Below are 13572 nucleotides of genomic sequence, written 5' to 3'. Positions count from 1 at the left end.
GGCCCCCAGGCCACCGAGCCCATGGCTCGCGACGCCGGTGGCCCGGCACGGCCGACGGGCCGGCGGAGCGGGGTTTGTCCCCGCCCGCCGGCCCGCCCGGGTCACGGTTGCCGGTCAGCCGCCGGCCATCCCGGCCCCCACCTCGTCGATCGCGTCGTCGATCTGGTGGGCGAGGTCCACGTCGAGCGCGGTCACCCCGTCGGCCTGGCTGGTCCGTACGGTCAACACGGCGGCGGTGTCGCCGGGGCGTCCGATGCTCGGGCCACGGCCGCTGTCCTGGCGCATCCGGTCGAGCCGGGCGAGCACCCGGTCCAGGTTGTCCGGTGGCAGCGCGACCACCCGGTAGAGGCCCTGGCCGTCGCCGGTCCAGTACGGCAGGTCGTCCAGTGCCGCGCTGATCTCGTCCGCGTCCAGGGTGGGTGTGGTGGTAGAGGCGCCCACGAGGCCGCCACCGACCTCCGGCGGGTTCAGCAGGTCACGCAGACCGTCGGGCACGTGCAACGACTCGACCAGGTCGCCGTCCTGCTGGGCGAGGGCGGCAATCGTCGCCTCGGCCTGGTAACGGGCCTGCTCCGGGGTGTTGCCGCTGATCCGGCCCACCTCGGCCAGGAAGCCGGGCAGGTCCTGGTGCCGCTCGATGCCGTCGACGGGCAGCACGTCGTGCAGGGACGAGGGCACAGCCGCGAGCAGCCGCTGGCGCTCGGCCGCCTCCAGCGCGAAGGCGAGGACCAGCACCGTCGCCTCGGTGCCCACCTTGGCCGTCTTGAAGTCGACCCCGGCCCGACGCCCGACCTCGTCGACCAACTGGTGGTAGCCCATGCTGCTCACGCCGGCCGCGCCACTCGGCGGGGACGGCTGCGGCCTCGGGTTGTCGGCGCTGCCGACCGGCGGCGGCGCCGGCCCGCCCCGCGTGCTGTCCGGCTTGTGCGGCCCGGCCGACGGCGGGCCGGCACGCTTGCCCGCATCGAGGCTCTTGAGCTGCTTGGAGGCGCTCAGGCTGGCGCCGATCTCGCTGGGCTGGCGATTCTGTTCGCGTGCCTGCCGGGCCAGGGCCCGGCGCCGCTGGTTGTCGCCTTCCATCTGCTTGCGCATGCTGGCATCCCTTCCGCTGGGGATAGTGGCTGCTCCAGTCGCGTTCCCGTCGTCCTGGGAGGCGAAACGGACGCTGCTCGCCGGGTCGGCCCGGCTTCTGGGACGCTTCATCCGGCGGGGGTGAGGGGTGCTCACCCGCACGGCCCGCACGATCGGCTCAGGACCGGAGTTCTTCCGAGGTACGCGGAAGGAAGGTCGTCATGAAGCAGATCGTCGAGATCGTCCCCGCCCGACCCGGCTGGTACGCGCGCTGGCAGCTCACGCCCGAGGTCACGAGGTGTTACTCGGTGAGCCTGTGGGCGCTGTTGGAGGAGGCCGACGGGACGGGCCGCGAGGTGGTCGGCATGGACTGCATCGGCCAGTGGCCCGGCGCGGACGACAACGAGGCGGGTGGGCGGTTCGTCCGCTACCTGTACCAGACGCCCGATTCGGGACAGCCCGAGGACATCGAGCCGCCCTCGACCGGCGAACTGCGCGAGAAGGGCCCCCGGCTCCAGCCGATGACGGCACCCTAGACATTCCTCCGGCCCCCGACCCCAGGTCCCAGGGTCGGGGGCCACCCCGTCTCGGGGGTGGCCGGAGGTCAGCCGGTGGGGCGAAGGTCAGCCGGTGGCGCGGAGGTCGTCGTCGGCCTGCTCGACGGCCAGCAACTCGGCCAGGCCGGTGCGGTCGAGCATCCGCTGCAACTGCGGGCTGACCCCGGTCAGCCGGATCGCCCGGGCACTGCGCTGCACCACCAGCAGCGCGCTGAGACCGGACGAGTCGCAGAGACTCACACCGGCCAGGTCGATCAGCACCTCGTCGCCGCGCAGGTCGGCCGCCACGGCGGTCAGGTCGGGCGCGGTGTCGTAGTCCAGCTCGCCGGTCAGCCGGAGCCGGACGTGCCCGGCGTCGAGCCGGGTCGCCTCGATGGTCAACAGCTGCTCCGACATCCCACCATGTTCCCAGTTGAGCGGGAGAACGCAAAGCGGGGGGCGTCGTACGCGCCGGACGGTCGACTGTCCGGTGCTGTTCAGACGGTGGTGGCGGTGCTCGCCAGCGGCTCTGAGGTGCCGCTTTCCGGGTGTCGGCGTAGGGTGGTCGGAAGAGTTTTGACCATTGACGCCGGTTCCGGCACGGGTTCGGGTGGACGACAAGGAGTGAGGCTCAGCTGGTGACTGCTTCCGACGTCAGGGACTGGGACCCGGGCGACGGACGGCTTCCCACGCCGAGTACGACACGGTCCCCGGCGTGGTCCGCCGACGTCACGCCCCGATCCACCGCCGCGCTGCCGCCGCTCGCCCCCGACCGGGATCTGGCCGCTCCCGACTGGTTCGAGGTCGTCGAGCACTTCCGGGAGGGCCTGGTCGTCTGCGACGCCGACGGCGTCGTGCGACACGTCAGCCCGGTGGCCGAGCGGTTGCTGCCCGAGGTGACGCCCGGCGAGCTGCTCAGCGCGGCCGGTGTGCCCGGGCTCAGCGACGGAGACGCCGGTGGCTTCACCCACCGCGGGCGCCGACTCACCGCCCGCCAGGTGCCCCTCTCCGGTGCCCGCTGCTGCTGGTACGTGGAAGACATCACCGACAGCGTCAGCCGCGCCGACGCGCTGCTCGCCGAACGGGCCCGCTCGGCGTTCCTGGCCGTGGTCGGCGACAAGCTCGGCAACCCCCTGCACCCCGACCGGGCCGCCGCCGCGGTCGTCCGCCTCGCCGTGCCGACCCTGGCCGAGGTGGCCGTGCTCGTGCTCGCCCCGCGTGGCGGTCGTGCCCGCTGGTGGCGGGCCTCGCGCACCGACGACGAGGTCCCGACGGTGGACAGCGGCGTGCTGGCCGGCGGCGACCTGCCGACCGCGATCGCCGACGGGCTGACCGGGGTCGAGCCGCACGCGGTGGACTGGCTGGTCGAGCAGGCGGTCGACGCCGGCTGGCTGCCCGGGCTCGCCGGCACCGAGAGCGCTGCCCGGGTCGTCCCGTTGCCCGGCCGCGACGCGCCCGTCGGTGTGCTGCTGGTGGCCCGCCGCGCCGCCCGCTGGTACGACGAGGCCGACGTCGAGTTGGCTCGCGCGTTCGCGGCCCGTGCCGGCGCGGCGCTGACCACCGCTCTGCTCTACCGCGACCAGGCGGAGGTGGCGGACACCCTCCAGGCCAGCCTGCTGCCGGTCGAGCCGGCCGAGGCCCCCGGCGTGCAGTGGGGCACCGCGTACCGGCCGGCCCAGGCGGGGCTGCGCATCGGCGGCGACTTCTACGGCTCGCACCGTCTGACCGACGGGGGCTCGGTGTTCTTCCTCGGCGACGTGTCGGGCAAGGGCGTCGAGGCGGCCGTCTTCACCGGCCAGTTGCGCCAGTGCCTCCAGGCGTTGCACCGCTTGGAGTCGCACCCCGGGCGGCTGCTGCGGCTGCTCAACGACGCCCTGCTGGAAACCACCCAGGCGCACGGCCAGGGCCGCTTCGCCACGATGGTGCTGGGCGTGGCACGCCCACAGCGCGACGGCGGCCTGACCCTCACCCTGGCCGGCGGTGGGCACCTGCCGCCGCTGGTGCTGCGCACCTCCGGTGAGGTGGAGTCGGTGCCGCTGAGCGGGATGCTGATCGGTGTGGTGCCCGACCCCCGTGTCGGCGAGGTGACCGTGCGGCTGGCGCCGGGGGAGACCTGCCTGCTCTACAGCGACGGGGTGACCGAGGCCCGGGGTGGTCGCCGCGGCGACGAGCAGTTCGGCACGGAACGGCTGGTCGCCGCCGTGACCGGCTGCCAGCGGATGCCCGCGCCGGCCCTGGCCGAGCGGGTCGAGCAGGTCACCTGCGACTGGTTGGCGCACGGCGACCACGACGACATCGCGGTGCTGGCGCTGCGGGCGATCGGTCCGGGTGGGCGTGGGTCGCGGCACCTGCACTCGGTGCCCGCGCAGCCCGGCACCGACCGACAGAGGGAGACCGACGCGTGACCGCTGCCATGACGGCCGTCGACCCGACCGACGCGTACGTCGGCTACCTGGACTGCCTGGCCGACGCCGACGAGTACGCCGCGATCGACGTGGCGATCGGCCTGCTCGACGCGGGAGTGCCGGCGGAGCGGGTGCTGCTCGACCTGGTCGCGCCCGCGCAGGCCGAGGTGGGCGAGCGCTGGGCGCGCAACGAGTGGAGCGTCGCCCAGGAGCACGCGGCCACCCACATCAGCGAGCAGGTGGTGGCGGCGGTCGCCGCGCACGCCAACCCGCGCCCGACCGGCGGGCGGGTCGTGGTCGCCTGCATGGACGGCGAGTGGCACGCGCTGCCGCCCCGGCTGGTGGCCGAGGTGCTGCGGTTGCGCGGCTGGCAGGTGACCTTCCTGGGTGCCAGTGTGCCGGCGGCGCACCTCGTGTCGTACCTGCACCGCTACGACGCCCACGCGGTCGCGTTGGCGTGCGCGTTGCCCATGCGGTTGCCGCACGCCCACCGGATGATCGAGGCCTGCCGTCGTTCCGACGTGCCGGTGGTGGTCGGTGGGCGGGGGTTCGGCGCGGACGGCCGGTGGGCGCGTCGGCTCGGGGTGGCGTGGGCGCCGAACGCGCCCGCGGCGGCCGAGCTGATCGCCGACGAGCGGGCGCTGCGTGGGGTGCCGCCGGCGCGGCTGACCCACCTGGCCGACGACGAGTACGCCAGTCTGGTGCGGCGTCGTGGTGAGCTGATCGACAGCGCGTTGGCCGACCTGCGGGACCGGGTGCCGGCGGCACGGGCCTACAGCCCCACGCAGCTGGACGCGACAGTGAGCGACCTGGGTCACATCGTGGACTTCCTGGCCGCGGCGGTCTACGTCGACGATCCCTCGTTGTTCACCGAGTTCGTGGAGTGGCTGTCGGAGATCCTGCTGAGCCGTGGGGTGCCCGCCGGCGCCGTCGCCCGGCCTCTGGATCACTTCGGCGTCGCGTTGCGTGACTTCCCCCGGGCGGGGCGTGTGCTGGCCCTGGGCCGCGCCGCGCTGCCCGCCGCCGACCGCTGACGGACCCGTCGCCGGTCGCCCCGAGCTGATCACCGCGCCGGTCGGCGGTTGCGCCGACTCTGCGTATACTTGTCGCACTGCAAACGTCCCACCCCCGGGTGGAGCTAGGGGGAGAACGGTGACGTTCAGCGTCCGCCAGGTCGAGCGTGACGGCGCTGGCGCCTGTCTGCGCCTCACGGGCGAGCTGGACCTGAGCACCGCCCCCGAGCTGAGCGCCGCGATCGACCGGCTCACCGCGGCGGGCGAGACCCGGTTGCTGCTCGACCTCACCGACCTGACGTTCTGCGACTCCACCGGCATGGCCGTGTTCGTCCGGGGCGACAACCAGGCGGCGGCCGACGGTGGCTGGCTACGGCTGACCGGCGCCAGCGGGCGTGTCGAGCGGGTGTTGCGGGTCACCGGCCTGGCCGACGTGCTGCGCTACGAACCGGAGTCGGTTGACCCCGCGTCGCGCAGCGCCTCCTGATGGGCTACATTTCCCCGCCAGCGCGGTGACCGTCCGGTCCCGTCCACGCCGACCCGAGGCAGGTAGTGATGGGCTCAGACAGCGCGCAGCCGGTACGCATCCTGGTGGTCGACGACGACCCGGGCGACGTGCTCATGATCGAGGAGGCGTTGGCGGATTCCGACGTCGACAAGGTCATCGACGTGGTCAGTGACGGCGAGGAGGCGATGGAGTTTCTCCGCGCCGAGGGCCGGCACGAGCACGCCCGCCGGCCGGACGTGATCCTGCTCGACCTAAACATGCCGCGCATGGACGGCCGGCAGGTGCTGGGCGCGGTCAAGCAGGACGAGGATCTGCGGACCATCCCGATCGTCGTGCTGACCACCTCCAACGCCGACACCGACATCGTCGGCAGCTACACGCTCCAGGCCAACGCGTACGTCACCAAGCCGATCGACCTGGACGACTTCAACGACGTGGTGCGCCGCATCGACGAGTTCTTCGGCCGAGTGGTCGTGCTGCCCAAGCGCGTCTGAGGCGGGCCCCCGCGCACGCATGCTGAACATTTTTCCCGAACCCCCTCGGCCGTCGCGGTCTGGGCCGAGGATCCAGGTGGGGAAGTAACAGCGGCTGCCTGGGGGGGGCGACAGTATGAGGTTCTCCGTCGTTGAGACCGGCTACGACCAGCGGCAGGTGGATTCCTGCCTGGACGAACTGGGGATCCGGTTGTCCCGCCTCGCGGCGCGGGCGCAGGGTGCCGCCGGAGCGACCCGGGAGTGGGACGAGATCCGCGAGGAGGCCACGTGGCTCAGCGGGCTCCTGCGGCGGCTGGACCTGGGCGACACCGCCGGCGGCCGGTACGCCGGTGACACCGTGGGTCGCGAGGCGGCCGACCTGCGGGCCCAGGCCCGTGCCGAGCTGGCCGAGGCCCGCGAGGAGGCACGGCAGGTGCGCGAGCGGGCGTACGCCGACGCCGTGCAGGCCCGGCGCGACTTCGAGGCGGCGCTGTACCTCCGTCGGCGACGTGAGGCGCGGGTGGACGAGATCCTCAGCCAGGTGACGGTGGACCAGGTGCCCGCCGACACCCCGACCGCGGCTGCCGGCGTACCGGGAAGCCGGGTGGGAGTCGGCGGGCTGGATGCGGGCGCGGAGCCGCCGCCCGGCCGTCGCTGACACCGGTGGGCGGCGGCGTGGGTGCCCGGCTCAGGTGGTGAGTGCCGTCGCGACGGTGGTCGCCCGGTCCTCGTGCTGCGCGTACGCGTCGGGGTAGGCGGAGATCTGCACGGACTGGGCGGCGGAGGTGACGCTCATGTCCTGCCAGCCGGGGATCTCGTTGAGCGCGGTGTAGAAGGCCCGTGCGGCGTACGACGGGCGCATCAGCTCGGCCACGGTGCCCCAGCCGCTGCTGGGTCGCTGCTGGAACAGCCCGACCGAGTCGTGGTCGGAGCCGCTGCCCTGGTTGGGGTAGTTCGCCGACTCCGGCAGGACGTCGCTGGCCAGGTTGTAGAGGTTGCTCTCCTGCATCGCGGTGGCCAGTGCCACCACGAGGGCGCGGCGCGGCATCTTCATGTCCAGGCCGACGTCCACGATGATCTTCGCGTTGTCCATCTGCGCCTGGTCGAGGCCGGCGACCGGTCGGGGTCGGCGGGGCTTGACGGGCTTCTTGGGCGCCTTGCGGACGGCGGTGGGGCGCGGGGTGGGCGGCACCGCCGTCGGGCTGGGCAGGACCCGTGCGGGGGCGAGGTCGCGGTCCAGCGACCGGGAGGCGCGCTCGTCGGCGATGGCGGCACGGTCGGCCACCGCCTCGGCGAGCGGCTCCACCGGGCGGGGCGTGTCGTCGCTGCCCCGGGCGGTGGCCACCGCGACGAGGCTGAGGCAGCAGGTGACACCGGTGGCCAGGGCCACCCGCACCGGGGTCGAGCCCAGCAGGGGACGCCGGGACGGTTCGGGGACGCGGTGACGGCCGATCGTCCGTTCGGTTGATGCGGCGTCGTCCGATGGGGTGCTCGGGCGCGCGTCGGTCAGCTTCTGGTCGGAGGGGTCGTCGGGATGCACCTGACGAGGCTAAAGACCCAATTGCTCGTTATCGCCCGCCGGTACGGTGGCCTGCGCCACAATTTGCCCCGATCTTGGGGATTTCCGGGGGCGAAGGTGCCACAACTGCGATCAACCTCGCGGATCGGGCCAGACGGTTATTACCGATTTGCTGGGTGAATGCGACCGCGCCACCGCGATTCCCGCCCCGCATTCGGCCGCGCGCCAGGCTCAGCCGAACGGCCAGTGCCAGGTCCGTCGGTCGGACGGCGGTGCCTCGCCCGCACGCCCAGGACCGACCGCACACCCAGGACCGACCGCACACCCAGGACCGACCGCACATCCAGGGCCGGCCGCACACCCATGATCGCCCGCACACCCAGGACCGCCCGCACACCCAGGGCCGCCCGCACACCCAGGACCCACCGCACACCCAGGGCCGACCGCACACGCATGATCGTGCTCGATCCGGGAAGTAGGGCCCTCGACCACGCGCGATGCCACTACAACCAGGATTGAGCGCGATCATGCCTGGCCGTCACCTCCGGGCAGGCGTCTAAGCCCCGAAACTCAGTGTCGACCGTTCTCCGCCGGCGTGACCGTCAGCCGGTGCCGGCTGGCGTCGCCGCTGGAGAACGGCCAGAGCCGGTCGGCGTACTCGACCAGGTCGGCCAGTTGGTCCCGACTGAGGCCGGCGGACGAGATCTCCGCGTGCACGTCGGCCCGGTAGCGGCCGTCGTCGTCGCGTCCCAGCTTCGCCTCCGCCCGGACCTGGACGGTGTGCGCCTCGTCGGTGATCTCCCCGGCCACCTCCACCGCCGCGTGGTGCAGGCAGGAGGCGAAGGCCGCGGCCAGCAACTGTTCCGGGGTCAACCCGGTGCAGTGCGGCGCCAGCGGTGAAGCCAGCGCGGTGGAGAGCCCGCCATCGTCGGTGCGTACGTGACCACCCTCGGCGGTCGCTGTGGCCTCACGCAGCCAGGAACTCTTTTCCGGCATCGCGTTTCTCCCGTCGCTCACCGGCTCGGCTACCCGGCCTCCTGCCGGCGAAACGCCGTGGGGCCCACCGGCGCGTCAGCGACCGGCCCCGCGGTAGGGCTCCTCGAACACCGCCACCGCCTCGGTGGGCTCCGCCGCGGCCCGTTCGGTCCACGGTGAGGTGGGGGCCGGCTGGCGGGCGGTCGGGATCGTCATCGGCACGTACACCCGGGCGTCCACCGCCTCGGCCAGCAGCAGCGCGGCGACCAGGCTGGTGGGGCGCTGCCCGGGCTCGTCGGCGAGACAGGAGTGGCACAACTCGACCACCTCCGGCGGGAGCCCGTCGATCTCGGGCAGCGGCTCCGGTGGCTGACGTCGGCGTACGCCGATCAGTTCGCTGGCGCTGACCGCGTGGTACGGCAGGCGAGCGGTGAGGCTGTAGTAGAGCAGCACGCCGAGGGCGTACATGTCGGCGGCCGGGGTGGCCGGCTCCCCGTCCAGCTGCTCGGGCGCCAGGTACGCCGGGGTGCCCAGCACGACACCGGTCGGCAGCGGGTCCGGTGCGCCGGCCGGGATGGCGATGCCGAAGTCGAGCACCTTCACCCCCGCGGGGGTGAGCATGACGTTGGCCGGTTTGACGTCGCGGTGCACGATGCCCTCCGCGTGCGCGGCGGCCAGCGCCGCGGCGACCTCCGCACAGACCCGCACCGAGATCCGCCAGTCCAGCGGCCCGGCCCGCAGGTGCGCGGCGAGCGTCTCACCCTCGGCCAGCTCCATCACGATGTAGGGCACCGGCCCGCCGAACCAGTTCGACGAGGTGCCGAAGTCGTGCACGCTCGCCACGTTCGGGTGCACCAGGCGGGCGGCCGACCGGGCCTCCGCGCGGATCCGGTCCACCGGGCCGTCCTGGTCGTCCGGGCCGTCCGGGCCGGGCAGGATGAGCTTCACCGCGACCTGCCGGTCCAGCACCTGGTCGTGGGCCCGCCACACCTCGGACATGCCGCCCACGCCGATGCGCTCCTCGAGCTGATACCGCCCGTCCAGCGTGCGCATCGACCACTCCTCGTCCCCGCCCCGCCGACGACGGGTGCACCGATCGCGGTACCCGGGCTCCAAGCTGGGCAAACCGCAGCGGTGTTCGGGCGACCCCTCGCGCGCAGCGCGCTGCGCCGACGGCGGTGGGTGCGGTAGCTTGCGAGCCAGAGCCGGTGTCACCGATTGTGCCGGCACGGTCACCCGAGAGGGCGCTGCGATGAGCGAGGTCACCGTACGCTTCGTCGGCGGGCCCGCGGACGGCCTGGTCCGGTTGCTGCCGGCCGGGGCGGACGGCACCCCACCACAGCGTTGGATCATGCGGCACCCGGACGGCACCGGCCCGGTCCAGCCCGGCCCCGACCACCTCTACGAACGCGACCGACCCGACGACGCGGGTGGCTGGAGCATGCGCTTCGTGCGCACCGACGCGTACGGGGTGTCCGAGTGACCACGAGGCGGGGCTGACCGGTGGCGACGCCGGCGTCCCGTCGACCCGGCCGCACAGCTGGCGCACAGCCTCCACAGGGGCGCGGCACAGCCGTCGCGTCCACGATGGGTGGCATGGTCATGAACGGGCAGGCCGCGCCGAGCCGGATCGAGCTGCGTCGCCCCGACGGTGAACCCGTCCGGGTGCTGGTGGTCGACGACGAACCCACCCTCACCGACCTGCTGTCGATGGCCCTGCGCTACGAGGGCTGGCAGGTCCGCAGCGCCGGCAACGGCATGGCGGCGTTGAGCGCCGCCCGGCAGTTCCAGCCGGACGCCGTGGTGCTCGACGTGATGCTGCCCGACCTGGACGGCTTCCAGGTGCTGCGCCGGCTGCGTGAGCACGCCCCCACCGTGCCGGTGCTCTTCCTGACCGCCCGCGACGCGGTGGAGGAACGCATCGCCGGGTTGACCGTCGGCGGCGACGACTACGTCACCAAGCCGTTCAGCCTGGAGGAGGTCATCGCCCGGCTGCGCGCGCTGCTGCGCCGCTCCGGTTTCGCGGTCGCCACCCGGGAGGACGCGGTCCTCACCGTCGGCGACCTCAGCCTCGACGAGGACAGCCACGAGGTGCGCCGGGACGGCCAACTGATCACCCTCACCGCGACGGAGTTCGAGTTGCTGCGCTTCCTGATGCGCAATCCCCGCCGGGTGCTCAGCAAGGCGCAGATCCTCGACCGGGTGTGGAACTACGACTTCGGCGGTCAGGCCAACGTGGTGGAGCTGTACATCTCGTACCTCCGCAAGAAGATCGACGCCGGCCGGGCACCGATGATCCACACCCTGCGCGGCGCGGGCTATGTCCTCAGGCCCGCCGAGTAACCGCCGGCCCCTGCGTGCCGCCCGCCGCTGGCTGGCCGGCCGCTCCCTGCGTACCCGACTGGTGTTTGCCCTTCTCGCGCTGCTGGCGGTGGTCAGCGTCGCCATCGGCGGCCTGACCACGGTGGCGCTGCGGCACTTCCTCATCGAGCGACTCGACGCCCAACTGGCCCCGACGGTCATGCGGGGTGACCGTCCCGGGCGGCCGGCGTTTCCGGGCACCGGGCCGGCCATCCCGGCCGGATCGCCGTCCGGGACGGTGGTCGCCGAGATCACCGGCGGTCGGGTGACCGGCGCGCGCACCCTGACCAGCAGCCCGTCCAGCGACGACCCGTTCCCCGACGAGCAGTCCGTCCCGGTCGGTGAGGTCGCCACCCTGGCCGACCTGCCGGTCGGCGCCGAACCACGCACCGTCGACCTCGGCGCGCGCGGCGACTACCGGGCCGTGGCCCGGCAGTACTGGGACGGCCGGGTACGCGTCGTCGCGATCCCCCTGGCCGGCGTTCAGGAGACCATCTGGGCGCTGGTCGCCGCCCAGGCCGGGGTGGCCGCCGTCGGGCTGCTGCTCGCCGGAGTGGCGGGCGCGCTGATCGTCCGGGCCACGCTGCGCCCGCTCAACCGGGTCGCCGCCACCGCCACCCGCGTCACCGAGCTGCCCCTGGACCGCGGCGAGGTGGCGCTCGCCGTCCGCGTCCCGGCCGCGGACACCGACGCGCGCACCGAGGTCGGTCAGGTCGGCGCGGCGCTCAACCGGATGCTGGGCCACGTCGCCGACGCGCTCTCCGCCCGGCAGGCCAGCGAGACCCGGGTACGCCAGTTCGTCGCCGACGCCAGCCACGAGCTGCGGACTCCTCTGGCCGCGATCCGCGGCTACGCCGAGGTGGCCCGGCGTGGCCGCGACGAGGTTCCCCCCGACGTGGCGCACGCGCTGCGTCGGGTGGAGTCGGAGAGCACCCGGATGACCAGCCTCGTCGACGACCTCCTGCTGCTGGCCCGCCTCGACACCGGTCGGCCGCTCGCGGTCGACCCGGTCGACCTGACCGCCCTGGTGGTGGACGCGGTCAGCGACGCGCACGTCGCCGGCCCCGAGCACCGCTGGCAGCTCGGCCTGCCCGAGGTGGCGATCCGGGTTCCCGGTGACGCCGCCCGACTGCACCAGGTGGTGGCGAACCTGCTGGCCAACGCTCGGGTGCACACCCCACCCGGCAGCACCGTCACCACCACACTCGCCGTCGACACGGGCAGTGCCGTGCTCACCGTCGCCGACGACGGGCCCGGGGTGCCGGCGGAGTTGCAACCGGAGATGTTCGAGCGCTTCGCGCGCGGCGACAGCTCCCGGTCCCGGGCGCACGGCAGCACCGGCCTCGGTCTGGCGATCGTGGCGGCCGTGGTGGAGGCCCACCACGGCACGGTCGAGGTGGACAGCCGCCCGGGGCGGACCGTGTTCACCGTCCGGTTGCCGAATCCCACCTCCGACGCGTAGCCGCCGCGCGGCTGAGGCATCCAGCCGGCGCGGCTGCGGCACCGCCTGGTCAGCGGCCCAGCACCTCGGCGAGGACCTCGACGACGCGTCGCGTGTGACGCCCGTCGGGGTCCTCGTCGGTGTTCAGGTCGGTCACGCTCATCCCGAGCAGCCGGTCGGCGCGGGCCAGGGGCGTGACCAGCGCGATCAGGTCCGCCCAGCGGGGGCCGTCCGGCTCGGGGTAGGTCACCGCCGGTAGGTCCCGTGGGTCCACCACGTCCAGGTCGAGGTGCAGCCAGGCCGGTCCGTCGCCGCCGGTGGCCAGGCTCGCCCCGACCGTGCCCGCGCCCCGGCGGAGCAGTTCGGCGGCGGGCACCTGGTGGATCGCCGGGTCGATCCGGGCCGCCTCGGCCCGGCTGCTGTCGTCGGTGGCCGGGCGGTGCCCGAGCAGGTGGACCCGGCCGGGGTCGAGCAGCGGGCCGTCGCAGCCGATGGCGGCCACCGGGCCGTGCCCGGTGACGACCGAGAGGTCCATGTCGGCGGCCTCGCCGGTCGGCGACGTCACGCCGTCGAGGAAGTCCGGGTGGGCGTCGACGAACCACAGCTCGGTCGTCGGCGGCAGGGCACGGCAGATGCCGGGCAGGATGGCACAGTCGCCGCCGAGCACCAACGGCCGCCGACCGTCGGCGATCAGCGCCACGATCCGGGCGGTGATGGCCGCGCCGGCCCGGACCAGGCCGGCGGCGCCGATCACCCCGCTCGCCGGGTCGCGGGCAGCATCGCTCAGGAACGCCTCGTCCACCCGGCCACCGTCGTCGGCGGCCAGGGCGTCCAGCAGGCCGGCGTCGCGCAGCGCGGCGGGGGCCCGTTCCTCACCGCGCCCGGCGCCGGAGGAGTCCAGCGGAGCGTCCACGACCGTCCAGCGCACGTCCGCAGCGTACCGGCGGGGCCGGAGGTGTCCGGCCACATTCTGTGGCGAGGCTGGGAGTCCGCCGATGTGGCCGCGACGGCGCTGACGACCGGCGTACGGTGAGGGACAAGTCCGGCTTTCTGGGTCAAAAGCCTCACCGGTGTACGGCCGGGACGCCGGTGTCGAGACGGCGAGGGCAAGGAGCGATCGGTGGAACATCTGGCCTACCTGGACGCGGGATCCGGCAGCCTGATCGTGCAGGCGGTCGTCGGCGGGGTGGCCGGCGCCGCGGTCGCCGCCAAGCTCTACTGGCGACGGCTGGTCGACCGGTTCCGCCGGCAGCCCACCGACCAGCGGTGA

At 73.8% G+C, this 13572-nt stretch carries 16 protein-coding genes; 10 read left to right on the top strand and 6 right to left on the bottom strand.

Translation table 11 applies throughout. The features are described from left to right. Positions 1-114: 114 nt before the first annotated feature. On the bottom strand, positions 115-1092 hold the full coding sequence (locus tag LADH09A_RS12485) for a DUF2267 domain-containing protein (protein WP_238645050.1): 978 nt from the start codon (positions 1090-1092) through the stop codon (positions 115-117). Between the two features lie 200 nt (positions 1093-1292). Here LADH09A_RS12485 and LADH09A_RS12480 point away from each other — a divergent pair, with 200 nt between their 5' ends. After that, entirely contained in the window at positions 1293-1607 is a 315-nt protein-coding gene (locus LADH09A_RS12480) for a hypothetical protein (protein WP_238645049.1), read from the top strand. Between the two features lie 87 nt (positions 1608-1694). Here the strand turns inward: LADH09A_RS12480 and LADH09A_RS12475 are convergent, their stop codons facing one another. After that, positions 1695-2024, bottom strand: a complete 330-nt coding sequence (locus tag LADH09A_RS12475) for an STAS domain-containing protein (protein WP_238645048.1) — start codon at positions 2022-2024, stop codon at positions 1695-1697. Positions 2025-2245: 221 nt separating this feature from the next. Between LADH09A_RS12475 and LADH09A_RS12470 the strand changes: the two genes are divergently transcribed. The 5 genes from LADH09A_RS12470 (at position 2246) to LADH09A_RS12450 (ending at position 6664) form a co-directional block, all read left to right on the top strand. Then, positions 2246-4012, top strand: coding sequence for a PP2C family protein-serine/threonine phosphatase (locus LADH09A_RS12470; protein WP_238645047.1), 1767 nt, complete (start codon positions 2246-2248; stop codon positions 4010-4012). Further along, positions 4009-5046 carry a cobalamin B12-binding domain-containing protein gene (locus tag LADH09A_RS12465; RefSeq protein WP_238645046.1) on the top strand — a complete coding sequence of 346 codons (1038 nt, stop codon included), beginning with the start codon at positions 4009-4011 and terminating at the stop codon, positions 5044-5046. The genes LADH09A_RS12470 and LADH09A_RS12465 overlap by 4 nt, the downstream gene beginning before the upstream one ends. 118 nt (positions 5047-5164) lie before the next feature. Further along, entirely contained in the window at positions 5165-5512 is a 348-nt protein-coding gene (locus LADH09A_RS12460; RefSeq protein ID WP_238645045.1) for an STAS domain-containing protein, read from the top strand. 68 nt (positions 5513-5580) lie between these two features. Next, entirely contained in the window at positions 5581-6027 is a 447-nt protein-coding gene (locus tag LADH09A_RS12455; RefSeq protein WP_238645044.1) for a response regulator, read from the top strand. 115 nt (positions 6028-6142) lie between these two features. Then, positions 6143-6664 (top strand): ATPase, encoded by a 522-nt coding sequence (locus LADH09A_RS12450; RefSeq protein ID WP_238645043.1) that lies wholly within the window; start codon positions 6143-6145, stop codon positions 6662-6664. Between the two features lie 30 nt (positions 6665-6694). On the opposite strand, the gene LADH09A_RS12445 is transcribed toward LADH09A_RS12450, so the two are convergent. From LADH09A_RS12445 to LADH09A_RS12435, 3 genes are all read right to left on the bottom strand, one after another. Further along, complete coding sequence (locus tag LADH09A_RS12445; protein ID WP_238645042.1) at positions 6695-7546, bottom strand: hypothetical protein; 852 nt, start codon at positions 7544-7546, stop codon at positions 6695-6697. A 549-nt stretch (positions 7547-8095) separates the two neighbouring features. After that, on the bottom strand, positions 8096-8521 hold the full coding sequence (locus LADH09A_RS12440) for an OsmC family protein (protein WP_238645041.1): 426 nt from the start codon (positions 8519-8521) through the stop codon (positions 8096-8098). Between the two features lie 75 nt (positions 8522-8596). Then, entirely contained in the window at positions 8597-9553 is a 957-nt protein-coding gene (locus LADH09A_RS12435) for a serine/threonine-protein kinase (protein ID WP_238645040.1), read from the bottom strand. Between the two features lie 199 nt (positions 9554-9752). On the opposite strand from LADH09A_RS12435, the gene LADH09A_RS12430 reads away from it, so the two are divergent. From LADH09A_RS12430 to LADH09A_RS12420, 3 genes are all read left to right on the top strand, one after another. Then, positions 9753-9983: a DUF8847 domain-containing protein gene (locus LADH09A_RS12430; RefSeq protein WP_238645039.1), complete on the top strand. Its 231-nt coding sequence runs from the start codon at positions 9753-9755 to the stop codon at positions 9981-9983. Positions 9984-10102: 119 nt separating this feature from the next. Then, positions 10103-10843: a response regulator transcription factor gene (locus LADH09A_RS12425; protein WP_372492262.1), complete on the top strand. Its 741-nt coding sequence runs from the start codon at positions 10103-10105 to the stop codon at positions 10841-10843. Then, positions 10821-12323 (top strand): sensor histidine kinase, encoded by a 1503-nt coding sequence (locus LADH09A_RS12420; RefSeq protein ID WP_238645037.1) that lies wholly within the window; start codon positions 10821-10823, stop codon positions 12321-12323. The genes LADH09A_RS12425 and LADH09A_RS12420 overlap by 23 nt, the downstream gene beginning before the upstream one ends. A gap of 49 nt (positions 12324-12372) precedes the next feature. Here LADH09A_RS12420 and LADH09A_RS12415 read toward each other — a convergent pair whose 3' ends face one another. After that, complete coding sequence (locus LADH09A_RS12415) at positions 12373-13230, bottom strand: arginase family protein (RefSeq protein ID WP_238645036.1); 858 nt, start codon at positions 13228-13230, stop codon at positions 12373-12375. Positions 13231-13422: 192 nt separating this feature from the next. Between LADH09A_RS12415 and LADH09A_RS12410 the strand changes: the two genes are divergently transcribed. Continuing rightward, positions 13423-13572, top strand: coding sequence for a hypothetical protein (locus LADH09A_RS12410; protein ID WP_165947858.1), 150 nt, complete (start codon positions 13423-13425; stop codon positions 13570-13572).

The sequence above is a fragment of the Micromonospora cabrerizensis genome (assembly GCF_022230955.1).
Lineage (GTDB): Bacteria > Actinomycetota > Actinomycetes > Mycobacteriales > Micromonosporaceae > Micromonospora > Micromonospora cabrerizensis.
The sequence above is the reverse complement of the archived record's forward strand: the minus strand, read 5'-3'. Positions and strand labels throughout refer to the sequence as shown.